Annotated in this window: 23 protein-coding genes; 15 read left to right on the plus strand and 8 right to left on the minus strand. The window is 71.7% G+C overall.

The features are described 5' to 3' along the window. Positions 1-39: 39 nt before the first annotated feature. From alr to STRTU_RS20185, 4 genes are all read left to right on the plus strand, one after another. Positions 40-1,227, plus strand: coding sequence for an alanine racemase (alr, locus tag STRTU_RS20170; protein WP_159744885.1), 1,188 nt, complete (start codon positions 40-42; stop codon positions 1,225-1,227). Then, a complete protein-coding gene (locus STRTU_RS20175) occupies positions 1,224-2,558 on the plus strand; it encodes an alpha/beta fold hydrolase (RefSeq protein ID WP_159744886.1) in 1,335 nt (444 codons plus the stop codon). The genes alr and STRTU_RS20175 overlap by 4 nt, the downstream gene beginning before the upstream one ends. Before the next feature lie 52 nt (positions 2,559-2,610). After that, positions 2,611-3,147, plus strand: coding sequence for a tRNA (adenosine(37)-N6)-threonylcarbamoyltransferase complex ATPase subunit type 1 TsaE (gene tsaE, locus STRTU_RS20180; RefSeq protein WP_159744887.1), 537 nt, complete (start codon positions 2,611-2,613; stop codon positions 3,145-3,147). Positions 3,148-3,371: 224 nt separating this feature from the next. Continuing rightward, the gene (locus STRTU_RS20185) at positions 3,372-3,629 is read left to right on the plus strand and encodes a hypothetical protein (RefSeq protein WP_159744888.1); all 258 of its coding nucleotides are present in this window, start codon (positions 3,372-3,374) and stop codon (positions 3,627-3,629) included. A gap of 40 nt (positions 3,630-3,669) precedes the next feature. Here the strand turns inward: STRTU_RS20185 and STRTU_RS20190 are convergent, their stop codons facing one another. Further along, positions 3,670-4,239 (minus strand): hypothetical protein, encoded by a 570-nt coding sequence (locus STRTU_RS20190; RefSeq protein WP_159744889.1) that lies wholly within the window; start codon positions 4,237-4,239, stop codon positions 3,670-3,672. Positions 4,240-4,376: 137 nt separating this feature from the next. Here STRTU_RS20190 and tsaB point away from each other — a divergent pair, with 137 nt between their 5' ends. The 4 genes from tsaB (at position 4,377) to STRTU_RS20210 (ending at position 7,261) form a co-directional block, all read left to right on the plus strand. Beyond that, positions 4,377-5,036, plus strand: coding sequence for a tRNA (adenosine(37)-N6)-threonylcarbamoyltransferase complex dimerization subunit type 1 TsaB (gene tsaB, locus STRTU_RS20195; RefSeq protein ID WP_159744890.1), 660 nt, complete (start codon positions 4,377-4,379; stop codon positions 5,034-5,036). 107 nt (positions 5,037-5,143) lie between these two features. Next, positions 5,144-5,617, plus strand: a complete 474-nt coding sequence (gene rimI / locus STRTU_RS20200) for a ribosomal protein S18-alanine N-acetyltransferase (protein ID WP_159747092.1) — start codon at positions 5,144-5,146, stop codon at positions 5,615-5,617. 5 nt (positions 5,618-5,622) lie between these two features. Then, positions 5,623-6,774 (plus strand): tRNA (adenosine(37)-N6)-threonylcarbamoyltransferase complex transferase subunit TsaD, encoded by a 1,152-nt coding sequence (tsaD, locus tag STRTU_RS20205; RefSeq protein WP_159744891.1) that lies wholly within the window; start codon positions 5,623-5,625, stop codon positions 6,772-6,774. A 121-nt stretch (positions 6,775-6,895) separates the two neighbouring features. After that, positions 6,896-7,261, plus strand: coding sequence for a hypothetical protein (locus STRTU_RS20210; protein ID WP_159744892.1), 366 nt, complete (start codon positions 6,896-6,898; stop codon positions 7,259-7,261). Here STRTU_RS20210 and STRTU_RS20215 read toward each other — a convergent pair. Then, positions 7,245-8,492, minus strand: a complete 1,248-nt coding sequence (locus STRTU_RS20215) for a class I SAM-dependent methyltransferase (protein WP_159744893.1) — start codon at positions 8,490-8,492, stop codon at positions 7,245-7,247. The two genes, STRTU_RS20210 and STRTU_RS20215, sit on opposite strands and share 17 nt — an antisense overlap. A 125-nt stretch (positions 8,493-8,617) precedes the next feature. Next, complete coding sequence (locus STRTU_RS20220) at positions 8,618-9,970, minus strand: FtsW/RodA/SpoVE family cell cycle protein (protein ID WP_159747093.1); 1,353 nt, start codon at positions 9,968-9,970, stop codon at positions 8,618-8,620. 509 nt (positions 9,971-10,479) lie between these two features. On the opposite strand from STRTU_RS20220, the gene groES reads away from it, so the two are divergent. Both groES and groL read left to right on the plus strand, forming a co-directional pair. After that, positions 10,480-10,788 carry a co-chaperone GroES gene (groES, locus tag STRTU_RS20225; RefSeq protein WP_159744894.1) on the plus strand — a complete coding sequence of 103 codons (309 nt, stop codon included), beginning with the start codon at positions 10,480-10,482 and terminating at the stop codon, positions 10,786-10,788. 135 nt (positions 10,789-10,923) lie between these two features. Further along, positions 10,924-12,546 (plus strand): chaperonin GroEL, encoded by a 1,623-nt coding sequence (groL, locus tag STRTU_RS20230; RefSeq protein ID WP_159747094.1) that lies wholly within the window; start codon positions 10,924-10,926, stop codon positions 12,544-12,546. A 125-nt stretch (positions 12,547-12,671) separates the two neighbouring features. On the opposite strand, the gene STRTU_RS20235 is transcribed toward groL, so the two are convergent. The 3 genes from STRTU_RS20235 to STRTU_RS20245 all read right to left on the minus strand — a co-directional run bounded on the left by STRTU_RS20235 (position 12,672) and on the right by STRTU_RS20245 (position 15,525). Beyond that, positions 12,672-13,730, minus strand: coding sequence for a hydroxyacid dehydrogenase (locus STRTU_RS20235; protein WP_246240863.1), 1,059 nt, complete (start codon positions 13,728-13,730; stop codon positions 12,672-12,674). Between the two features lie 222 nt (positions 13,731-13,952). Then, entirely contained in the window at positions 13,953-14,726 is a 774-nt protein-coding gene (locus STRTU_RS20240; RefSeq protein ID WP_159744895.1) for an SDR family NAD(P)-dependent oxidoreductase, read from the minus strand. 133 nt (positions 14,727-14,859) lie between these two features. Beyond that, positions 14,860-15,525 (minus strand): MOSC domain-containing protein, encoded by a 666-nt coding sequence (locus STRTU_RS20245; RefSeq protein ID WP_159744896.1) that lies wholly within the window; start codon positions 15,523-15,525, stop codon positions 14,860-14,862. 157 nt (positions 15,526-15,682) lie between these two features. On the opposite strand from STRTU_RS20245, the gene STRTU_RS20250 reads away from it, so the two are divergent. Further along, positions 15,683-16,594, plus strand: coding sequence for a LysR family transcriptional regulator (locus STRTU_RS20250; protein WP_159744897.1), 912 nt, complete (start codon positions 15,683-15,685; stop codon positions 16,592-16,594). 46 nt (positions 16,595-16,640) lie between these two features. Here the strand turns inward: STRTU_RS20250 and STRTU_RS20255 are convergent, their stop codons facing one another. Beyond that, a complete protein-coding gene (locus STRTU_RS20255) occupies positions 16,641-16,970 on the minus strand; it encodes a WhiB family transcriptional regulator (RefSeq protein WP_159744898.1) in 330 nt (109 codons plus the stop codon). A gap of 379 nt (positions 16,971-17,349) precedes the next feature. Between STRTU_RS20255 and STRTU_RS20260 the strand changes: the two genes are divergently transcribed. From STRTU_RS20260 to STRTU_RS20275, 4 genes are all read left to right on the plus strand, one after another. Continuing rightward, positions 17,350-17,961, plus strand: a complete 612-nt coding sequence (locus STRTU_RS20260; protein ID WP_003948568.1) for a response regulator transcription factor — start codon at positions 17,350-17,352, stop codon at positions 17,959-17,961. Positions 17,962-18,244: 283 nt separating this feature from the next. Next, entirely contained in the window at positions 18,245-18,820 is a 576-nt protein-coding gene (locus STRTU_RS20265; protein WP_281364462.1) for a sigma-70 family RNA polymerase sigma factor, read from the plus strand. 139 nt (positions 18,821-18,959) lie between these two features. After that, on the plus strand, positions 18,960-20,462 hold the full coding sequence (gene guaB, locus STRTU_RS20270) for an IMP dehydrogenase (RefSeq protein WP_159744900.1): 1,503 nt from the start codon (positions 18,960-18,962) through the stop codon (positions 20,460-20,462). Between the two features lie 226 nt (positions 20,463-20,688). Then, positions 20,689-21,804 carry a GuaB3 family IMP dehydrogenase-related protein gene (locus STRTU_RS20275; protein ID WP_159744901.1) on the plus strand — a complete coding sequence of 372 codons (1,116 nt, stop codon included), beginning with the start codon at positions 20,689-20,691 and terminating at the stop codon, positions 21,802-21,804. 473 nt (positions 21,805-22,277) lie between these two features. Here the strand turns inward: STRTU_RS20275 and STRTU_RS20280 are convergent, their stop codons facing one another. After that, complete coding sequence (locus tag STRTU_RS20280; RefSeq protein WP_159744902.1) at positions 22,278-23,525, minus strand: nucleotide sugar dehydrogenase; 1,248 nt, start codon at positions 23,523-23,525, stop codon at positions 22,278-22,280. Positions 23,526-23,651: the final 126 nt, after the last annotated feature.

Raw genomic sequence — 23,651 nt, forward strand, 5'->3', positions numbered from 1 at the left:
CCCCGGGGCCCCGCGGCGCCGCCTGCGACACTGAGGGGGATGAACGAGACAGCGAAGCGCGCCCGTGCCGCCATCGACCTCGCCGCCGTGCGGTCGAATGTCCGTGCACTGCGGGACCGCGCACCCCGGGCAGAGCTGATGGCCGTGGTCAAGTCCGACGGCTATGGACACGGAGCGGTGCGCTGTGGGCGCGCCGCCCGTGAGGCCGGTGCGGACTGGCTGGGCACGGCGCTGCCCGAGGAGGCGTTCGCGCTGCGGGCGGCCGGTGACACCGGGCGGCTGCTGTGCTGGCTGTGGACACCGGGCGGCCCCTGGCGCCGGGCCATCGAGCTGGACATCGAGGTCTCGGTGAGCGGGATGTGGGCGCTGCGCGAGGTCACCGAGGCGGCGCGGGCGTGCGGCCGGACCGCCCGGGTCCAGCTCAAGATCGACACCGGGCTGGGCCGCAACGGCTGCGCGCTCGCCGACTGGCCGGAGCTGACCGCCGCGGCCCGCGCCGCCGAGGCCGAGGGCGCGCTGACGGTCACCGGCGTCTGGTCGCACTTCGCCTGCGCCGACGAGCCCGGACACCCCTCGATCGCCGCCCAGCTGACCGCCTTCCAGGAAGCGTTGGCGACCGCGGAGAAGGCCGGGCTGCGCCCTGAGGTACGGCATATCGCCAACACCCCGGCGCTGCTGACCCTCCCCGAGGCGCACTTCGACCTGGTCCGCACCGGTATCGGCATCTACGGCATCTCGCCCAGCCCCGAGGTCGGCACCTCCCAGGACTTCGGGCTGCGGCCCGCGATGACGCTGGAGGCCTCGCTCGCGTCGGTCAAGCGCGTCCCGGGCGGCCACGGCGTGTCGTACGGGCATCACTACACGACGCCCGGGGAGACCAGCCTGGCGCTGATCCCCCTCGGCTATGCGGACGGCATCCCGCGGCACGCCTCCGGCACCGGCCCGGTGCTGGTCGCGGGCAAGTGGCGGACGGTCGCCGGGCGGATCGCGATGGACCAGTTCGTGGTCGACCTGGGCGGGGACAGCGCCGAGCCGGGCGATCCGGCGGTGCTGTTCGGCCCGGGGGACCGCGGTGAGCCGACCGCGGAGGACTGGGCCAGGGTGGCCGGAACCATCGGCTACGAGATCGTCACACGGATCGGAACCCGCGTCCCGCGCGTCTATGTGGACAGCGGCATACAGAGCGAGGCCGGAGGAGACAGCGCGCTCACGGGGGGTACGGCATGACCGAGGGACAGGAGGCCGCCGCGCAGGCGGTCGAGACGGCCGTCGAGGCGGCCGGTAACTGGGCACGGGCGGGACGGCACGCCGGTGTGGCCGGCGCGGCGATCGGCGTGGTCGCGGCGGGTGCCGCGGCCGGGGTGGCGATAGAGCGGATGACGGTCGGCCGCGGGATGCGCCGCCGCGCGCGGCTCGCGCTGGACGCCGCCGGTCCCTACGGCACGCTGCGCGGCACACCCGGCGCGGCGATCGCCGAGGACGGCACCGAGCTGTACTACGAGGTCGACGAGCCGGGCGTGGAGACGGCCCGGCCGGAGAAGGACGACCACACCGGCAAGGCCAGGAACGGCAAGGGCGGCAAGGCCGACCGGTCCGCCAAGCCGGTGCGCGGCAAGGAGGCGCGGGCCGCGCAGGAGGCCCAGGGCGGTCTGCGCAAGCGGCTGTCGGCGGCGCTGGGGCGGCGCGGCGCGGCCCCCACGGTCGTCTTCAGCCACGGCTACTGCCTCAGCCAGGACTCCTGGCACTTCCAGCGCTCCGCCCTGCGCGGCGCGGTCCGCACCGTCCACTGGGACCAGCGCAGCCACGGCCGCTCCTCGCGCGGCCACGGCCAGATCGACGGTACGGAACCGGTCACCATCGACCTGCTGGGCCGGGATCTGAAGGCGGTGCTGGACGCCGCGGTGCCCGAGGGGCCGATCGTGCTGGTCGGGCACTCCATGGGCGGGATGACGGTGATGGCGCTGGCCGACCAGTTCCCCGAGTACGTCGCGGAGCGGGTGGTCGGGGTGGCCCTGATCGGCACGTCCGCCGGCCGGCTCAGCGAGGTCGGCTTCGGGCTGCCGTCCATGGGCGTCAAGGCGTTCCACTGGCTCGCGCCGGGCGTGCTGAAGGCGCTGGGCTGGCAGAGCGAGATCGTCGAGCGCGGGCGGCGGGCCACCGCCGATCTGTTCGCGGGGCTGATCAAGCGGTACTCGTTCGGGACGCCGGAGAAGGTGGACCCGGGTATCGCACGGTTCGGTGAGCGGCTGATCGAGGCGACCCCGATCGATGTGGTCGCCGAGTTCTTCCCGGCGTTCGCGGTGCATGACAAGACCGAGGCGCTGGTCGCGTACGACGCGGTGCCCGCGCTGGTGCTCGCCGGGGAGAACGACCTGATCACCCCGGCCGACCACAGCCGGACGATCGCCGAGGTGCTGCCGGACGCGGAGCTGGTGTGTGTCCCCGGCGCCGGGCATCTGGTGATGCTGGAGCGGCCCGAGCTGGTCAACGATCACCTGGTCTCCCTGGTGGAACGGGCGGGCGCGGCGGCCCGCAGCTCCCGGCACGCTCGGGCCTGAGGCTTGCGGGTGGCGGCTGGACGGGCGACGGGCGGGACGTACCATTTGCGGCATGAGCACCACCGGCGCGATGGCGCACGTTACCGTCAAGTCCCCCGAACAGATGCAGGAGTTGGGCCGCCGTCTGGCCCCGCTGCTGCGCCCCGGCGACCTGGTGCTGCTCACCGGTGAGCTGGGGGCCGGCAAGACGACGCTGACCCGCGGCCTGGGCGAGGGCCTGGGCGTGCGCGGCGCCGTCACCTCTCCGACCTTCGTCATCGCCCGGGTGCACCCCTCGCTGGCCGGCGGCCCCCCGCTGGTGCATGTCGACGCCTACCGGCTCGGCGGCGGGCTGGACGAGATGGAGGACCTGGACCTCGATGTCTCGCTGCCGGAGTCGGTGGTGGTCGTGGAGTGGGGCGAGGGCAAGGTCGAGGAGCTGTCCGACGACCGGCTGCATGTGGTCATCGGCCGCGCCGTGGGCGCGGACGCGCCGGGCGGCGTGGACGGGGCGCCGGAGGCCGATGAGGACGATGTGCGCGAGGTGACGGTCACCGGCTTCGGCGCGCGCTGGGCGGACGCCGGTCTGCCCGCGCTGGAGACCTGCTGACGGCGGGGCGGGGCGAGCCGGGGCGGCCGCGGCGGCGAGTCCGTACGGTCAGGGATCCGCCCGGTCAGGGATCCGGCCGGGCGCCGGTAGTTTCCGACAAGCCGTCGGTAAGATGTTGCGCACCTGGTACCGCGCGTGGTGACATGGGTGGAGACCCCAGTTAGGTGAGCCTAAGTAGCCAGCCTAGCTTCTGTCGCTTGCCCCAGGAGCCCCGGGAGGCGTCCATGTCGGCCCACCAGCCCTTTCCCACGCGTGACGGCCATGAGGGCGTCCCCGACGCGGCGGCCGGGCGCGATGCGCACGAGACGCCGACCATGAATGAACTGCTGGCCGCCTGCGCCGCGGCCACCGCCGTCTCCACGCCCCCCGACGCCGCCGAGGAGGCCCGTCAGGGCAAGCCCGCGGGGCCGGCGGACGAGCCGGAGGCGGAGGAGGGGTCCGGGCCCGGCCCGGCGTCCACCGGAAGCCGCGACGCCGCGTAGCCCGTAGGGGCGAAGAACGGACCGCCCGGGAGCCGAGCGGTCAGGAGACCACGACGACCTTGGTGCCGGTGGGCGCGAAGTCCCACATCGCCTTGCCGTCCGCGCGGGACTCACGGACACCGCCGGTCTTCTTCCCCGCGCCCGGGTCGGGCTGCGAGCCGTCCACGGCGGCGCTGAAGCCGACCGTGACCCCGTTGACGGCGGCGAATCGCACCACGTGCTCGATCGCGATCCCGTCCGAGCCCGTGACACTGACCGACCGCGAAGCGACCGCATAGGCCCCCGGCCGCGGGCTGACGGCGCTCGGTGCGACGGTGAAGGTCCGCAGCGCCTTGTTCTGCGCGTCGACCAGCCAGACCCGCTTGGCGCCGAGCGCGTAGACGATCCGCTTTCCCTGCCCGGACGCCTGGGGGACCGGGGCCGGAGCGGGCGTCCTGTGCTTCTTGTCGTGCCGGGCCGGCTGCTTCTCGGGGGAGTTGTGGCGGCTGCCGTCCCGGGCCTGGGTGAGGGTGTCCGGGGCGGACGCCGCGGCCTGGTAGCCGAGCACTCCGACCACGACCAGGGCCGCCGTGGTCAGCGCGGTGACGATCGTGCTGCTCTTACCGGGCACCGCTGTGCCACCTTTCCTCCCGCTCCCTGCCACCGGCGGGGAGTCCCGGGCCTGGACGCCGGGCTGCTTACTGCTGGCTACGGGGCGACGGTAGCACCGGGAACGGGAACCACCCGCCGAGCCGTAGTCTTAAGGACGTGCTGCTGCTAGCTCTTGACACCGCCACCCCCGCCGTCACCGTCGCGCTCCACGACGGCACCCGCGTCCTCGCCGAGTCCCGCCAGGTGGACGCGCGCCGGCACGGCGAGCTGCTGCTGCCCGCCGTCGACCGGGTGCTGGCCGAGGCCGGCCACAAGCTCGACGCGGTCAGCGACATCGTCGTCGGCGTGGGCCCGGGTCCGTACACCGGGCTGCGCGTGGGCCTGGTGACCGCCGCCACCTTCGGGGCCGCGCTCGGCGTGCCCGTCCACGGTCTGTGCACTCTGGACGGCCTCGCCTACGCCTCCGGCCTGACCGAACCCTTCGTCGTGGCCACCGACGCCCGCCGCAAAGAGGTCTACTGGGCCCGCTACGGCGATGCCCGCACCCGGCTGACCGAGCCTGCCGTCGACCGCCCCGCGGACCTCGCCGACCAGGTGGCCGGTGTCCCGGCCGTGGGCGCGGGCGCGGTGCTCTACGACACGGTCTTCACCGGCGTACGGCGCGAGGCGCCCGAGCACCAGTCCGCCGCCGCGCTGGCCGAGCTGGCCGCCCGGAAGCTCGCGGCGGGGGAGGAGCTGCTGCCGCCGCGGCCGCTGTATCTGCGGCGCCCGGACGCCCAGGTCCCCGCCAACTACAAGGTGGTCACTCCCCGGTGAGTTCCCGCCCGTCGTCCACCCCCCGCTCCCCGGCGCCTCACCCGGACGCTGTCCGGGGGGAGCCCCGGCGCGGCGACGACGCCCGGCCCGGGGCCGTGCTGCGCGAGATGCGCTGGTGGGACATCGCGCCGGTGCTGGAGCTGGAGCGCGAACTGTTCCCCGAGGACGCCTGGTCGCAGGGCATGTTCTGGTCCGAGCTGGCACGCGCGCGCGGCCCGCACGCCACCCGCCGCTACCTCGTCGCCGAACAGGCCGGAAGGCTGGTGGGCTACGGCGGACTGGCCGCCGTCGACGGCACCGGCGACATCCAGACCATCGCCACCGCCCGCGACCAGTGGGGCACCGGCCTCGGCGCCCGGCTGCTCACCGAACTCCTCGGCGCGGCAACGGACTTCGAATGCCATGAGGTACTGCTGGAGGTACGGGTCGACAACCTCCGCGCCCAGCGCCTCTACGAGCGCTTCGGCTTCGAGCCGATCGGTTTCCGCCGCGGCTACTACCAGCCCGGCAACGTCGACGCCCTGGTGATGCGCCGCACCACCCAGACCTCCTCCGAAGCACCCTCCGTACAAGGAACTTGAGAACCATGGCTGACTCACGCGGCGGACCGCTGGTCCTCGGCATCGAGACCTCCTGCGACGAGACCGGTGTCGGCATCGTCCGCGGCCACACGCTGCTGGCCGACGCGGTCGCCTCCAGCGTCGACGAGCACGCCCGCTTCGGCGGCGTGGTGCCCGAGGTGGCCTCCCGCGCCCACCTGGAGGCGATGGTCCCCACCATCCAGCGCGCCCTGAAGGACGCCGGGGTCGCGGCCTCCGACCTGGACGGGATCGCGGTCACCGCGGGACCCGGGCTGGCCGGTGCGCTGCTGGTCGGCGTCTCGGCCGCCAAGGCGTACGCCTACGCCCTCGGCAAGCCGCTCTACGGCGTCAACCACCTCGCCTCGCACATCTGCGTCGACCAGCTCGAACACGGCCCGCTGCCCGAGCCGACCATGGCCCTGCTGGTCTCCGGCGGCCACTCCTCGCTCCTGCTCGCCCCGGACATCACCTCCGACGTACGGCCGCTGGGCTCGACCATCGACGACGCGGCCGGTGAGGCGTTCGACAAGATCGCACGGGTGCTGCACCTCGGCTTCCCCGGCGGCCCGGTCATCGACCGCTACGCCCGCGAGGGCAACCCCGACGCGATCCGCTTCCCGCGCGGCCTGACCGGCCCCCGCGACCCGGTCTACGACTTCTCCTTCTCCGGCCTGAAGACGGCCGTCGCCCGCTGGATCGAGGCCAAGCGGGCGGCCGGCGAGGAGGTTCCGGTGGCGGATGTCTCGGCGTCCTTCCAGGAAGCCGTGGTGGATGTGCTGACCCGTAAGGCCGTCCGGGCCTGCAAGGACAACGGCGTGGACCACCTGATGATCGGCGGCGGGGTCGCGGCCAACACCCGGCTGCGGGCGATGGCCGAGCGCCGCTGCGAGGACGCCGGCATCACCCTGCGGGTGCCGCGGCCCAAGCTGTGCACCGACAACGGCGCGATGGTCGCGGCCCTGGGTGCGGAGATGGTGGCCCGCAACCGGCCGACCTCCCACTGGGACCTCTCCGCGGACTCATCCCTGCCGGTCACCGAGCCGCATGTACCCGGCGAGGCCCCCGAGGACGCCCCAGCCCCGCACGCGCACTCCCATTCCCACTCCCACGACCATGACCACGTCCACGAGATGAGCAAGCACAACCTCTACTCCTGACGCCGCGCGAGGGCTCGTTTTGTGCTTCTACGAGTCCTCGCGCCGCACCCGGCCCGGCGCCCGGCCCGAGGTCTTACCCTGACTTGCGGCACCGAACGCGCGTGTGGGGAGGCGGCAGGCTGTGGACTGGTTCTGGTGGGTCTTCATCTTCTTCATGGCGGGCGGCTTCGCGAAGGTCGCCGACACCGCCCGCACGGCGCTGCGCACCCGGCACGAACGCAAGATGGAACTCCTGGAGACCGCCCGCCAGGAGCGCCAGGAACTGGCCGCCGCCCAGAAGCCGCCGGAGCCGGTGTGCGGCTGCACCCACCACCTCGCCAAGCATGACAAAAAGGGCAAGTGTCATGAGCGGGTGGAGATGCCGGTCGCCTGGGACGCCGACCACAAGCCGGTGCAGTACGAGGCGGGCCAGTGCACCTGCCAGCAGTACATCGGCCCGCAGCCGCTCTCCCAGATCTACGCCGAGGACCTCACGGACCTGGCGTGACCGGGTCCGTGGCCGGGTCCGAGGCCGGATCCGTGGCCGGTTGTCCCAGCAGCATGGCGGGTGCCCCCGCGACCCGGGTCAGAAAGATCGTGCAGGACTTCCGGCCGCCGCCGAGCTTCAGCTTCTTGCGCAGCTCCTCGGGCTCCACCGCGGAGCCCCGCTTCTTGATCACCGCGATCCCGACCCCACGCTCCCGCAGCAGCGCCTTGAGCTTCTTGACGTGGAACGGCAGCACATCGGTGATCGCATACGCGGTCGCGTACGGGGTCCCGGTCAACCGGTCCGCCGTGATGTAGGCGATCGTCGGGTCGATCAGCCGCCCGTCGACCTGCCGGGCCACATCCGCGACGAGGTGCGCCCGGATCACCGCCCCGTCCGGCTCGTACAGCCAGTCGCCGACCGGGCCCGGCTCGGGGTCCGGTAGCCCCGCGCCCAGCAGCGAGTCCCCGGCCGGCAGCAGCGTGGCCCGGCGACCGCCGGGCGTGATGCGGTCCGCCCCGTCCCCTGCCGCGCCGAACCACACCACGGCCTCCTTGACGTCGCCCCCGTCCGAGATCCACTCCGTCTCGGCGTCCTCGGGCAGCGCGTCGTGCGGCACCCCCGGCGCGATCTTCAGCGCCGCGACGGGCGCCTTACGGGCCGCCTCGACGGCCCAGGACAGCGGCGGCGAGTACGCCTCGGGGTCGAAGATCCGGCCGCCCCTGGTCTTCTTGCGCCGCGCCGGATCGACGAACACCGCGTCATACCCGGCGGTGTCCACCTCCGTCACATCCGCACAACGCACCTCGATCAGCTCCGCCAGCCCCAGCGCCTCCGCATTGGCCCGCGCCGCCGCACAGGCCAGCGGGTCACGGTCGACGGCCAGCACCCGGATCCCGGCACGCGCCAGGGCGATCGCGTCCCCGCCGATGCCGCAGCACAGATCCGCCAGCGTCCGCACGCCCAGCGCCGCGAGCCGGGCCGCGCGGTGCGCGGCGACCGCGGCGCGGGTGGACTGCTCGACCCCGTTCGGCGTGAAGTACATCCGCCACGCGTCCGCCCCGAACTTCGCCACGGCCCGCTGTCGTAGCTGCGCCTGCCCGAGCGCGGCGGAGACGAGGTCGGCGGGGTGGTCCCGCCGTAGCCGGGTGGCTGCCGCCAGCTCAGCCGACGGGTCGTGGTGCCGCAGCTCGGCCAGCAGGGTTTGGCCCTCGGGGGCGAGGAGGCGGTCGAAGACGTCCAGGTCATTCACGGTGTCATTGTCTCCCCACGTTTTTGTCCGCCCCGCCGCTGGGGGGACCTCCCACGCCCTTCAGGCAGTGGGGGAGTAACGGCGAGCAACGCCCACGGCGGGACAGCCGAAAACGTGGGCAGGAACTACACCGGCTCGCGCCGCCGCTGCGCGCGGTCGCTGATGCGGAGCAAGAGCGCGACCATCACCCAGTTCGCCACCAGCGACGAACCCCCCTTGGCGAGGAAGGGGAGGGCCTTGCCGGTCAGCGGGATGAGGCCGGTGACGCCACCCGAGACGACAAAGACCTGAAGCAGCAGCGCCCCCGCGAGGCCCGCCGCGAGGAGCTTGCCGAAGGGGTCACGGGCGCTGAGCCCCACCCGGAGCCCGCGCTGCGCCAGCAGTACGTACAGCATGAGGACGGCCATCACGCCGGCCAGGCCCAGCTCTTCGCCGACGGTGGTGAGGATGAAGTCGCTGTTGCCGGCGAAGCCGATCTGTTCGGGGTGGCCCTGGCCCAGGCCCGTGCCGCTGATGCCGCCGCTGCCGAAGCTGAGCAGGGCCTGGGCGAGCTGGTCGGACATCTGCTCCGCCCGGCCCTCCTTGGTGAAGGCCCGCATCGGGTCCAGCCAGGCGGTGACCCGGCCGTGGACATGGGGTTCGAGGGAGCCGACCACGGCCGCGCCGACGGCGGCCATCAGCAGGCCGCACACCACCCAGCTGGTGCGGTCGGTGGCGATATAGAGCATGATCACGAAGACGCCGAAGAAGATCAGCGAGGTGCCCAGGTCCCGTTCGAAGATCAGCACCAGCAGGCTGATGGCCCAGATGGTGAAGATGGGCGCGAGCTGCCGGCCCGGGGGGAGCTGGGCGCCCAGGAAGCGGCGGCCGGCCAGTGCCAGGGCGTCGCGGTTGACGGTGAGATAGCCCGCGAAGAACACCGAGATCATGATCTTCACGAACTCGCCGGGCTGCAGCGACAGCGGTCCCAGCAGAATCCAGCGCTTGGCGCCGTACATATCGGCGCCGAAGAAGGCCGGTGCCATCAGTAGCACCAGCGCGATCACCATCGTCAGATAGATGTAGCGCTGCAGAATGCGGTGATCGCGCAGCAACAGCAGGATGGCGATGCAGACCGTCACCCCGATCACCGTCCACACCAGCTGGCCGGTGGCCGCCTGGGCGGTCTTCAGCCGGGGCGTCTGGGCGTAGGTGAGGTCGAGGCGGTGCAGCAGCACCAGGCCGATCCCGGTCAGCAGGGTCGCCAGCGGCAGGATCAGCGGATCGGCGCGGGGTGCGTAGCGGCGCAGGACCAGATGCGGGACCAGCGTCATGAACAGCATGCCGGCGGCGAAGAGGGCCAGCCCTACGGGGAACCGGCCGGTCATCGACAGACCGGTGTAGGTGTAGCCGAAGACCGCGATCAGGAAGACAAGGGCGAGCAGCCAGGCCTCGGTTCTCCGCCGGTCCGGTGCCTGGGCGAGCGCGGCGAACGTCATGGTGCGTTCGACATCACGCTCCGGCACCCGGGCGCGCCGGGGAACTCTGGTCGGTGCACGCACGGCTTTCCTCCGCCATTCATCGTCGAGGCCGCCGGCCGGCCGGGTGCGGGCCCGGTTCGTCGGCCCGGCATCTAGGACGTAGACGTGGCAGCCGATGGCGTGGTTGCGAGGAAGGGGAAGGCATGTCCGCTTTGACGGGAAGCCGCCCCTCGGCTGTCCCGTAACCCGCCCCGCCCGCGCTGTAGATGGCCATGATCGCTGACGGCGGGCGGCCGGGAAACCGGGGCTCCGTGCGGCCGGTCAACCGGCGGCGGGCGAAGAGCCCCCCGCCGCGCTGGCACTCCGCTTGACCGAGTGCTAACCGCGTCATAGTCTCAGCGTTGGCACTCTCCAGTGGGGAGTGCCAACACAGCGACGGGCAGGTCCGGCACCCGCGACGACGGATCCACCTGGTCGCCACCTCAGACAGTTAACCCCGTGAGATCTCCGAAGGGGGAGGTCGGATCGTGACGACCACCAGCTCCAAGGTTGCCATCAAGCCGCTTGAGGACCGCATTGTGGTCCAGCCGCTCGACGCCGAGCAGACCACGGCCTCTGGCCTGGTCATTCCGGACACCGCCAAGGAGAAGCCCCAGGAGGGCGTTGTCCTGGCCGTGGGCCCGGGTCGTGTCGAGGACGGCAAGCGCATCGAGCTCGACGTGAAGGTCGGCGATGTCGTGCTCTACAGCAAGTACGGCGGCACCGAGGTGAAGTACAACAACGAGGACTACCTCGTGCTGTCGGCTCGCGACGTGCTCGCGATCGTCGAGAAGTAATTCACCCGGTTTTGCCCTGATCTGCGCCCCTGGTTCCCGCGTCTAAACAACCCGGGGCAGGGGCGCAGTTCATTTGAGCGACAGCGGTCCCCACGTCGTGGCCAAGGATCGCAATGAGAGGACTTGAAGCAACCCATGGCGAAGATCCTGAAGTTCGACGAGGACGCCCGTCGCGCCCTTGAGCGCGGCGTCAACAAGCTTGCCGACACCGTCAAGGTGACCATCGGCCCCAAGGGCCGCAACGTCGTCATCGACAAGAAGTTCGGCGCGCCGACGATCACCAACGACGGTGTCACCATCGCCCGTGAGGTCGAGGTCGACGACCCGTACGAGAACCTGGGCGCCCAGCTCGTCAAGGAGGTGGCGACCAAGACCAACGACATCGCGGGTGACGGCACCACCACCGCCACCGTGCTGGCCCAGGCGCTGGTCCGCGAGGGTCTGCGCAACGTCGCCGCCGGCGCCTCCCCGGCCGCCCTGAAGAAGGGCATCGACGCCGCCGTCAAGGCCGTGTCCGAGGAGCTCCTCGCGACCGCCCGTCCGATCGACGACAAGTCCGACATCGCCGCCGTGGCCGGCCTGTCCGCGCAGGACAAGCAGGTCGGCGAGCTGATCGCCGAGGCGATGGACAAGGTCGGCAAGGACGGTGTCATCACCGTCGAGGAGTCCAACACCTTCGGTCTGGAGCTGGACTTCACCGAGGGCATGGCCTTCGACAAGGGCTACCTCTCGCCGTACATGGTCACCGACCAGGAGCGTATGGAGGCCGTCCTTGAGGACCCGTACATCCTGATCCACCAGGGCAAGATCTCCTCGATCCAGGACCTGCTGCCGCTGCTGGAGAAGGTCATCCAGGCCGGTGCCTCCAAGCCGCTGCTGATCATCGCCGAGGACGTCGAGGGCGAGGCCCTGTCGACCCTGGTCGTCAACAAGATCCGTGGCACCTTCAACGCCGTGGCCGTCAAGGCCCCCGGCTTCGGTGACCGCCGCAAGGCGATGCTCGGCGACATGGCCACCCTCACCGGTGCCACCGTCATCGCCGAGGAGGTCGGCCTCAAGCTCGACCAGGCCGGTCTGGACGTGCTCGGCACCGCCCGCCGGGTGACCGTCACCAAGGACGACACCACCATCGTCGACGGTGGCGGCAAGTCCGAGGACGTCACCGGTCGCGTGGCCCAGATCAAGGCCGAGATCGAGTCCACCGACTCGGACTGGGACCGCGAGAAGCTCCAGGAGCGCCTCGCCAAGCTCGCCGGTGGCGTCTGCGTCATCCGCGTGGGTGCGGCCACCGAGGTCGAGCTCAAGGAGAAGAAGCACCGTCTGGAGGACGCCATCTCCGCGACCCGCGCCGCGGTCGAGGAGGGCATCGTCTCCGGTGGTGGCTCCGCGCTGGTGCACGCCGGCAAGGTGCTGGAGGGCTCCCTCGGCAAGGAGGGCGACGAGGCCACCGGTGTCGCCGTCGTCCGCCGCGCCGTCGTCGAGCCGCTGCGCTGGATCGCGGAGAACGCGGGCCTGGAGGGCTACGTCATCACCGCCAAGGTCGCCGAGCAGGACAAGGGCAACGGCTTCAACGCCGCCACCGGCGAGTACGGCGACCTGGTCAAGGCCGGCGTCATCGACCCGGTCAAGGTCACCCGCTCCGCCCTGGAGAACGCCGCGTCGATCGCCTCGCTGCTGCTGACGACCGAGACCCTGGTCGTCGAGAAGCCCGCGGAGGAGGAGCCGGAGGCCGGTCACGGTCACGGCCACGCGCACTGACGCGAGCCGCTCGCTGACGCACCGCGTCGGCCTGCTGCACCCGAGACCCGGACCCCGCTGCGGCGGGGGCCGGGTCTTCGGCTTTCCGGCGGACCCGCGCACCCGTATGCGCCGACGGGCCCGCCTCACGCCGAGTGGCGCAGATCCTCCGGCCGTACGGGGGTGTGGAACGGCTCGCCCCGGCCGTAGCGTTCGAGTTCGTCGAGGGCGTGGTCGGCCAGGCGGTGGAGTTCGGTGCCCAGCGATCCCGCCACATGCGGGGTGAGCAGCACGTTCGGCAGGTCGTACAACGGCGAGCCGGGCGGCGGGAGTTCGGGCTCGGTGACATCGAGGACGGCGTGCAGCCGGCCGGTGACCAGCTCGGGCAGCAGGGCCGCCGGGTCGACCAGCGAACCGCGGGCGGTGTTGATCAGGGTCGCGCCGTCGGGCATCAGGGCCAGTTGGCGGGCGCCGAGCAGATGGCGGGTGGCGGGCAGCTGCGGGGCGTGCACGGTGACGATGTCGCTGTCGGCGCAGAGGGCGTCCAGCGGGACCTGCACCACGCCGAGCCGGGTGGCCTCGGCGGCGTCCACGTACGGGTCGTACAGCAGGACGCGCAGGTCGAACGGGCGCAGCAGCTCGATGACGCGGCGGCCGATGCGGGAGGCGCCGAGGACGCCGACGGTGCGGCGGTAGTTGCCGGCCCCGGCGAGTTCGGCCGTCCAGTCGTGGGGCGCGCGCAGGGTGCGGTAGCGGTGGGCGGAGTGCAGCACGCGCTTGTTGGCGAAGAGGATCGCGGCGAGGGTGTACTCGGCGACCGGGAGGGCGTTGGCGGCGGCGGCCGAGCTGACGGCGATACCGCGGTCCCAGCAGGCGTCGGTGAGGTGGTGCTTGACCGAACCGGCGGCATGGACGACGGCCCGGAGCCGGGGGGCCGCGGCCAGCACCCGGGCGGTGAGGGGCGGTGCGCCCCAGCAGGTGAGCAGCACCTCGGCCCCGGCGAGGGCGGCGGCGACCTCGGGGGCGGGGGCGGTCAGGTCGTGGGCGACGAGCCGGGGGTCGGTCCGGGCCAGGGCCGCGAGCCGGGTGTGGTGGCGGGCGCCGAGGAGCCGGCCGGCGACGCCCGGCCCCATCGACAGCAGCAGACCGGGCCGGACCGGCGGCAGCTCCACGGGCCCTGGGGGACTGTCAGAGGTGGGGTGCATGATGCCGAACGGTCCTCCTTCGCGGGTGCCCGCCGACGCGCGCCGCCCGTTCGGCGCCGCGCGTCGCCGGTCGCTTCCGCCGTCGCGGGTTCCGTGCCGTTCCGCGGGGGACGGGCGGTGGGGTGCGCTGTCCCGCCCTCGCACCCCACGCCCCGCCCCGCGCGCCAGGATCCATGGCACCACCGCGGCACCGCCCCCGGCAACGGGCGAGGTGACCCGGCGTCAGCGGGGCCCGTATTTACGGCCGGTACGGGACGTCATGCCGCCCAGCACGCCGCGCGGCGCCAGCTTCACGGCACCCATGAGCGCCTTGTACCGCGGGTCCGGAACGGACAGCGACTTCCCGCGCGTCAGGTCCTTCATCGCGGCATCGACCAGCTTGTCCGCGTCCAGCCACATCCAGCCGGGGATGTTCTCCGTCCCCATCCCGGCGCGCTGGTGGAACTCGGTCCGTACGAACCCCGGGCACAGCGCCATCAACCGCACGCCGCTGCCCGCCAGATCGCGCGCCGCCCCCTGGGTGAACTGGACGACCCAGGCCTTGCTCGCGCCGTAGGTGCCCCGGGGCACGAATGCCGCCACCGACGCCACATTGACCACCGCGCCCCGCCGCCGGTCCCGCATCCCGCGCACCCCGGCCGTGGTCAGCCGCAGCACCGCCTCACAGTGCACCTTGAGCATCGCCAGCTCGTCGGCCATCGGGACTTCGAGGTACTCGCCCTTGTTGCCGAAGCCGGCGTTGTTCACCAGCATGTCCACCGGGTGTTTGGTGTCCGCGAGCCGGGCCTCGACGGCCGCGATACCCTTCTCGGTGGCCAGATCGGCGCTCAGCACCTCCGCCTCGATGCCGTGCCGGTCGTGCAACTCGGTGGCCTGCTCGTGCAGTCGCTTCTCGTCGCGGGCCACCAGCACCACGCTGTGTCCGTCGCTCGCGAGCCGCCGGGCGAACGCCGCCCCGATGCCCGCCGTCGCTCCCGTGATCAATGCAGTCGTCATACGGGCACGCTATCCGCCCGGGGCACGACGCCCGAGCCCCAACCCCCGGTGGCGCGGCCACCCCACGGACGGCCGGAAGATCATCCTCCGGTGCCCGCTCCCGGCGCCGCCGCCCCGGTCCCGGCGGGTCCGCTCAACCCTTCGCCCGCTCCGCGTACTTCAGCGCCTTGCGCCGCGCCTCCTCGTGGAGCGCCTCGCCCGCCTCCAGCAGCCTGGGCATCAGCTCCCGACGGCTGGTCAGGGCCCGGAACGTCAGCCCGATCGTCACCTCGTGCTCCGGGCGGTGCACCACATCGACGGCGTCCCCCGCGCGGATCTCGCCCGCCTCGATCACCCGGAGATACGCGCCGGGCACCGCGGCCTGGGTGAACCGTTTGATCCAGCCGTGCTCGCCGATCCACCCGTGGAACGTACGGCAGGGGGTGCGCGGTCCGGTGACCTCCAGCAGCAGCCGCGGGCCGACCCGCCAGCGTTCGCCGATGAGGGCACCGGTGACCTCGACGCCCCAGGTGGTGAGGTTCTCCCCGAAGCAGCCGTTGGGCAGCTCCCGGCCCAGCTCCCGCTGCCACTCGTCCAGGTCCTCGCGCGCGTAGGCGTAGACGGCCTGGTCGTCGCCGCCGTGATGGCGCAGGTCGACCACCGCGTCACCGGCCAGCCCGCTGCCCGCGGTGCCGTGTGGGCCGGGGGCGCTGACCGCCACCGGGCCGTCCACCGGCCGCTTGTCGATGCCCGTGCCGCCCTCGGCATCGGTGTGCTCGGACGGGGTGGGCCGCCCCAGGTTCACGGTCAGCAGTTTCATGCGGTGCTCCGTAGCTCGGTCAACGTGGTCCGTGGAAAGGCCCGTCGGGGCCCCCTCTTCACGCATGCCCTCGACCCGTGTCCACGCTAGCTGTCCCTGCCCAAAGCCTCGACTCCATTTTCCCTGGTCAACCCAAGACGCGCTTATGCTTGAGGGCATGATCGAGGCCCGTCATCTCCGTGTGCTGCGTGCCGTCGCCAGAAGCGGCTCGTTCTCCGCCGCCGCGCGTGAGCTGGGTTGCACCCAGCCGGCCGTCAGCCAGCAGATGAAGGCCCTGGAGCAGTCCGCGGGCACCCCCTTGCTGGTCCGCGCGGGCCGCGAGATGCGGCTGACCCAGGCGGGCGAGGCACTCGTACGGCACGCCGTCGGCATCCTGGCCGGGCTCACCGCCGCCGAGGAGGAGATCGCCGCCATCGCGGGCCTGCGCGCAGGACGGGTGCGGCTGGTGTCGTTCCCCTCCGGCAGCTCGACGCTGGTGCCGACCGCCCTGGCGACGATGCGCGCCGCCCATCCGGGCACCCGGGTCTCGCTGGTCGAGGCCGAGCCGCCGCGCTCGATCGAGATGCTGCGCAACGGCGACTGCGAGATCGCGCTGGCCTTCCGCTACCCCGAGGTGCGCGGTGCGGACCCGGCGGCCGGGGCGGAGTGGGACGACCTGGTGGTGCGCCCGATCCTGGCGGACCGGCTGGTCGGGCTGGTGCCGGCCGGTCACCGGCTGGCGAAGGCGGGGGTGGCGCGGTTCGACGAGCTGGCCGACGAGCCGTGGATTGCGGGCTGCCCCCGCTGCCGCCGGCATCTCGTGGAGGTCTGTGAGAGCGCGGGCTTCACCCCGCGTATCGACTTCGCGACGGACGACTATCCGGCGGTCATCGGCCTGGTCGGGGCCGGTCTGGGAGTCGCCGCGCTGCCCGAGCTGACGCTGGCGTCGGTACGTCCCAAGGGGGCGACGGCGGTACGTCTGGAGCCCGCCGTGCACCGCGAGATCGTCGCGCTCACCCTGCCGGATCTGGCACAGGTCCCCGCCGTCGAGGCGACGCTGGACAAGCTGGTGGCCGCGGCCGGGCGCTGACCGCGGTGCAGGAACGTTTCTTCGGGAGCGATCGGCTCCCGGACTTTCAGGCGCCGGAGACGCCGTGGCCGGTCATGGAGGAGGCGGGGACCAGCCGGTGCCGGGCCCGGCCCATGAGTTCCTCGCGCTCGTCCTCCGTCAGGCCGCCCCACACCCCGTAGGGCTCGCGGACAGCCAGTGCATGCGCCGCACACTCGGCCCGTACCGGGCAGCGCATACAGACCTCCTTCGCCGATGTCTCACGCGCGCTGCGGGCCGCTCCGCGCTCACCTTCGGGATGGAAGAACAGCGAGCTGTCCACGCCACGGCAGGCGGCCAGCAGCTGCCAGTCCCACAGGTCTGCGTTCGGGCCCGGGAGGCGGGAGAAATCTGCCATTGCTTGTCCCCTCGAAGCGATGCTGATTCGGGCTCGGTGCTCACGACGGTACATCTACTGTCGAAGTAGATGTAAATATGACTCATTGCGAATCTAGTCATAGTCACCACGAAAATGGAAGAAAGAGAGCCAAATAGGGCATAGGGTGCACGCGCGGATGCCGGTCGCCCGATGAGTCGTCTGCGTATCCGGCTCCTCACGGAGCGTGCTGAACTCGGTCGCCGAAGCCGTAACTCTTTCGAGTGACCGTCGTTGAGAGTGCGGAGGCGGTTGGCAGAGGTAGACCCCGGGCAAATGTCCGAGGCCGTCAATCGCTCAGGTGACGATACGTACCAGCCTGGAGGCTCAAGGTGACGCGCATCAGCTGCGGAGGGCGGTCATGACATCCGTCCTCGTCTGCGACGACTCCCCGCTTGCCCGAGAGGCGCTCCGTCGGGCGGTTGCGACCGTGCCCGGCGTCGAGCGTGTGACGACCGCGGCCAACGGCGAGGAAGTCCTCCGCCGCTGGGGTGCCGATCGTTCGGATCTGATTTTGATGGACGTACGGATGCCCGGTCTCGGCGGTGTCGAGACCGTGCGCCGGCTGCTGTCCGCAGACCCGGGCGCCCGGATCATCATGCTCACGGTGGCCGAGGACCTGGACGGTGTCGCGCTCGCGGTCGCCGCCGGTGCCCGCGGCTATCTGCACAAGGACGCCTCGCGCGCCGAGCTGCGGGCGACGGTGACCCAGGCGCTCGCCGACCCGACGTGGCGGCTCGCCCCGCGCCGGCTGCGGTCCGCCGAGATGGGTGCCGCGCCGACGCTGACCGCGCGCGAGATCCAGGTCCTGGAGGGCATGAGCCACGGCCGCTCGAACGCCGAGATCGGCCGTGAGCTTTTTCTCTCCGAGGACACGGTCAAGACCCACGCCCGGCGCCTCTTCAAGAAACTCGGCGCCTCGGACCGGGCGCATGCGGTGGCCCTGGGCTTCCGCTGGGGACTGGTCCGCTAAGGCGTTGTGACGTGCAGCGATGCGGGGGCGTGAAGATCCCCGCCCGCCGGGTGGCGGGCGGGGCGGCAAAGCGCCCCGCCGTCGTCGGCGTACGACGGCGGTCCGATTCGCCGCGCGGTACCGCATCCTTGGGAGTATGGAGTTCCTCGGGGACGGGCCGATCGGGCACGAGGGGAGGGCGCAGGACATGACAACAGCCGGCGCACCTGCCGCTCATAACGCTTCAGTGCACAAGTGCGGACCTGATGCCGCGGATCGCGCGGCGCCAAGGCACCATGGTCCGATGCGTGATGACGGGAAGCAGGAAATCGGCGATCTCGTCGCACGCGCAGTAGAGGGGGACCAGCGGGCCACCCACGATCTGCTGGCCCATGTGCACCCCCTCGCCCTGCGCTACTGCCGTACCCGGCTGTCGCGGCTGCCGGGTGACGCCCGGCACTTCGTCGAGGATCTGGCGCAGGAAGTGTGTGTCGCGGTGCTCTGTGCGCTGCCGCGCTACCGCGACACCGGCAAGCCCTTCGAGGCCTTCGTCTTCGCCATCGCCGCCCATAAGGTCGCCGATCTGCAGCGGGCCGCGATGCGGCATCCGGGCAGCACGGCCGTGCCGTCCGACGAGATGCCCGAGCAGCCGGACAACTCCCTCGGCCCCGAGGAGCGGGCGCTGCTGAGCAGCGACGCCGAGTGGGCCAAGAAGCTGCTGGCGAATCTTCCGGAGAATCAGCGCGAGCTCGTGCTGCTGCGGGTCGCTGTCGGGCTGACGGCCGAGGAGACCGGGCAGATGCTGGGGATGTCGCCCGGTGCGGTGCGGGTCGCCCAGCACCGTGCGCTGAGCAGGCTGCGGGCGCTGGCCGAGCAGTAGCGGTCCCCGGTGGAATGCGGCCGGATGTCGCCGTAGAAAACCACAAGTGACGAGACCCTCATCGCTCGTGGAATGGGCCACCCCATTAGGCCGTTAGCATGGGAGTCCGCGCTGAGGCAAGAGCATTGGGGAAGGTGTCATGAGTGACAACGTCGACGGTATGCCCGCCAAATTCGCCATGCTCGGGCTGACATACGACGACGTGCTGCTGCTGCCCGGTGCGTCGGAGGTGCTGCCCAACGCGGTGAGCACCGCGTCCCGGGTCTCGCGCAATGTCGCGGTGAACATCCCGCTGCTGTCCGCGGCGATGGACAAGGTCACCGAGGCGCGGATGGCCATCGCCATGGCGCGGCAGGGCGGCGCGGGCGTGCTCCACCGCAATCTGTCCATCGAGGACCAGGCCAACCAGGTCGACCTGGTCAAGCGCTCCGAGTCCGGGATGGTCACCGACCCGATCACGGTCCGTCCGGACGCCTCGCTCGCCGACGCCGACGCACTGTGCGCCAAGTTCCGCATCAGCGGGGTGCCGGTCACGGACGCCGCGGGCAAGCTGCTGGGCATCGTGACCAACCGCGACATGGCCTTCGAGATGGACCGCAGCCGTCAGGTCCGCGAGGTCATGACGCCGATGCCGCTGGTCACCGGCAAGGTCGGCATCTCCGGCGAGGACGCCATCGAGCTGCTGCGCCGCCACAAGATCGAGAAGCTTCCGCTGGTCGACGACGCGGGTGTGCTCAAGGGCCTGATCACCGTCAAGGATTTCGTCAAGGCGGAGAAGTACCCGAACGCCGCCAAGGACGCCGAGGGCCGGCTGGTCGTCGGTGCCGCGGTGGGCGTCGGCGGCGAGGCGTACGAGCGGGCGCAGGCGCTGGTCGAGGCCGGTGCCGACTTCCTCGTCATCGACAGTGCGCACGGCCACAGCCGCGGCATCCTCGACATGATCGCCAAGGTCAAGTCCAACATCAGCGTCGATGTCGTCGGCGGCAATGTCGCCACCCGCGACGGCGCCCAGGCGCTGATCGACGCGGGCGCGGACGGCATCAAGGTCGGCGTCGGCCCCGGCTCCATCTGCACCACCCGGGTCGTCGCCGGTGTCGGCGTACCGCAGGTCACCGCGATCTACGAGGCGGCGAAGGCCGCGAACGCCGCGGGTGTGCCGCTGATCGGCGACGGCGGGCTCCAGTTCTCCGGTGACATCGCCAAGGCCATCGCGGCCGGTGCGGACACCGTCATGCTGGGCTCGCTGCTGGCCGGCTGCGAGGAGTCGCCCGGCGAGATGGTCTTCATCAACGGCAAGCAGTTCAAGTCGTACCGCGGCATGGGCTCGCTGGGCGCGATGCAGTCCCGCGGGCAGGGCCGGTCCTTCTCCAAGGACCGCTACTTCCAGGACAATGTGCTGTCCGAGGACAAGCTGGTTCCCGAGGGCATCGAGGGCCAGGTGCCCTACCGCGGCCCGCTCTCCTCGGTCGCCCACCAGCTCGTCGGCGGCCTGCGCGCCTCCATGGGCTACGTCGGCTCCGCCGACATCCCCGAGCTCAAGGAGAAGGGCAGCTTCGTCCGCATCACCTCCGCGGGCCTCAAGGAGAGCCACCCGCACGACATCCAGATGACGACCGAGGCACCGAACTACTCGCGTCGCTGAGTGGGGCGCGGCTCCGGCCGGGGGTCCGGGGGTTGTCCCCCGGGGCATGGGGTCAGATGACGACCGAGGCGCCGAACTCCTCCCGTCGCTGAGGAGGAGGGCCCGGCGCGCCCCTCCACACGGCGCTACCACGGCCCTACCGTGAAGCCCGCGGCCGCATGCCGGCCGCGGGCTTCGGCGTGTCGGGGATACTGGAACGGCAGACACAGAGGGAAAGGCCACACACGTGACTGAGATCGAGATCGGGCGCGGCAAGCGCGGCCGCCGGGCATACGCGTTCGACGACATCGCCGTCGTACCCAGTCGCCGCACCCGCGACCCGAAGGAGGTCTCGATCGCCTGGCAGATCGACGCCTACCGCTTCGAGCTGCCGTTCCTGGCCGCTCCCATGGACTCGGTGGTCTCCCCGCAGACCGCGATCCGCATCGGTGAGCTGGGCGGTCTGGGCGTCCTCAACCTGGAAGGTCTCTGGACCCGGTACGAGGACCCGGAGCCGCTGCTCGCCGAGATCGCGGAGCTGGACGGCGCCACGGCCACCAAGCGGCTCCAGGAGATCTACGCCGCGCCGATCAAGGAAGAGCTGATCGGGCAGCGCATCAAGGAGGTGCGGGACGCGGGCGTCGTCACCGCCGCCGCGCTCTCCCCGCAGCGCACCGCGCAGTTCTCCAAGGCCGTCGTCGACGCCGGTGTGGACATCTTCGTGATCCGCGGCACCACCGTCTCCGCCGAGCATGTCTCCTCCGCGGCCGAACCGCTGAACCTCAAGCAGTTCATCTACGAGCTGGACGTCCCGGTCATCGTCGGCGGCTGCGCCACGTACACCGCGGCGCTGCACCTGATGCGCACCGGCGCGGCCGGTGTGCTGGTGGGCTTCGGCGGCGGCGCCGCGCACACCACCCGTAACGTCCTGGGCATCCAGGTCCCGATGGCCACCGCGATCGCCGATGTCGCCGCCGCGCGCCGTGACTACATGGACGAGTCCGGCGGCCGCTATGTCCACGTCATCGCGGACGGCGGGGTGGGCTGGTCCGGTGACCTCCCGAAGGCGATCGCCTGCGGCGCGGACTCCGTGATGATGGGCTCGCCGCTGGCGCGCGCGACGGATGCGCCCGGCCGCGGTCACCACTGGGGCATGGAGGCGGTCCACGAGGACGTGCCGCGTGGCAAGCGGATGGACCTCGGTGCGGTCGGCACCACCGAGGAGGTGCTGTTGGGGCCGTCCACGACTCCTGACGGGTCGATGAACTTCTTCGGCGCGCTGCGACGGGCGATGGCGACGACCGGCTACTCGGAGCTGAAGGAATTCCAGCGGGTCGAGGTGACGGTCGCGCCTCGGCGCTAGCCGTAAGTAGTCGGGTGGCCCCGCCGTGCCTCTTCTGTTTTTCGCCTTCGGCGGGAGGGGGTTGGTGGGGTGGGGCCCCGGTTTGTGGTGGGTGCCGGGTTCGGGGCCTCCGGGGTGGGTGTTCGGACTGCTTCGCTTTACGTCCGAACACCCACCCCTCCGGCCCCGCCCCCTCCCGTTGTTGAGGGGCCCCACCCCGGTGGGGGTGAAGAAAAGAAGGACCAGTAGTTCAGCCGCACCACGATGCGGCCGAACTACTGGTCTTTCACATTTCTCCCCACCTGGCGGGGGTCGGCATCCGGGCGGGAGGGGGCGGTCCGGAGGGGCCTGTGTTGTGGACGTAAAGCGAAGCAGTCCACAACACAGGCCCCGGAGGACCGAACCCGGCACCCACCACCAACAAGCGCGGCCCCCGCCCAAACACCACCCACCCCCGCCGGAGGCGACACGGCGCCGCAGACGACAACGTGCGGCTACAAACGATGGGCGGCACCCGAAGGAGTCGCGCCCCTCGTATCGAGGAGCAGCTGCGCTTTCACGGCGAGCCCCTGGAGGTCGTACGTGCGATGCGGCTGCAACAGGACCGTCAGGTCCGCCGCGGCTGCGGCCTCGTAGAGGGAGTCGGCTCGGGGGACGGGGCGGCCGAGGACGGTCCAGTGGGGGACGTAGGGGTCGTGGTAGGTGAGGTGGGCGCCCAGTTCCGTCAGCCGGGAGGCGATTTCCCGGGAGGGGGAGCCTGCCTGGTCGGCGATGTCGGGCTTGTAGGTGACGCCGAGGAGGAGTACGCGTGCGCCGCGGGCGGATTTGCCGTGTTCGTTGAGGAGGGTGGCGCAGCGCTGGATGACATAGCGCGGCATCCGGTCGTTGACCTCGTGGGCGAGTTCGACCATGCGGAGCGGGTGGCCGGGTGAACGGCCTTTGTGGGGGGAGTAGTGGGGGTCGATGGGCGCGGCGTGGCCGCCCACTCCGGGGCCGGGGCGGAAGGACTGGAAGCCGAACGGTTTGGTTTCGGCGCAGCGGATGACGTCCCACAGGTCGACGCCGCTCTCATGGCAGAAGACCGCCATCTCGTTCATCAGGGCGATGTTGATGTGGCGGTAGTTGGTTTCCAGGAGCTTGGCGGTCTCGGCCTCGCGGGGGCCGCGGGCGCGGACGACCTTGTCGGTGAGGCGGCCGTAGAAGGCGGCGGCCGCTTCCGTGCAGGCGGGGGTGAGGCCGCCGATGACCTTCGGGGTGTTGGCGTAGCGGTGGGTGCGGTTGCCGGGGTCGTGGCGGCCGGGGGAGCAGGCGAGGTGGAAGTCCCGTCCGGCGGTGAGGCCCGAGCCCTCTTCCAGGAGGGGGCGCAGGAATTCCTCGGTGGTACCCGGGTACGCGGTGGATTCCAGGATCACCGTGGTGTGCGGGCGCAGCTGTGCCGCCAGGGTGCGGGCGGCGTCGGCGAGGGCGGTGAGGTCCAGGGCGCGGTCCTCGCCGAGGGGGGTGGGCGCGCAGAGGACGGCGGTGCGGACCCGGCCGAGGGTGGTGGGGTCGGTGGTGGTGCGGAAGCCGGCGGAGAGCAGCCGGCGGAGTTCGGTGGCGGACAGCGGCCCGTCGGCGCCGGAGAGCGCGGCGGTGTGCGGGTCGGGGTCGTATCCGATGGTGCCGATGCCGGCGGCGGTGGCGGCCTGGGCGAGAGGGAGGCCGAGGTGACCGAGTCCGATGACGGCGAGGTCTGCGGGCATGCTGCGGCCGTCCTTCCCGAGCGACTGCGAATGACGTGTGCGCATGGCGTGTGTGGAGGGCGCATAAATACACTAAGCGGATATTTGACCCAGAATAGGGATTGGTGGATCAAGGCGGCGGGGTGT

The organism is Streptomyces tubercidicus, from assembly GCF_027497495.1.
Classification (GTDB): domain Bacteria; phylum Actinomycetota; class Actinomycetes; order Streptomycetales; family Streptomycetaceae; genus Streptomyces; species Streptomyces tubercidicus.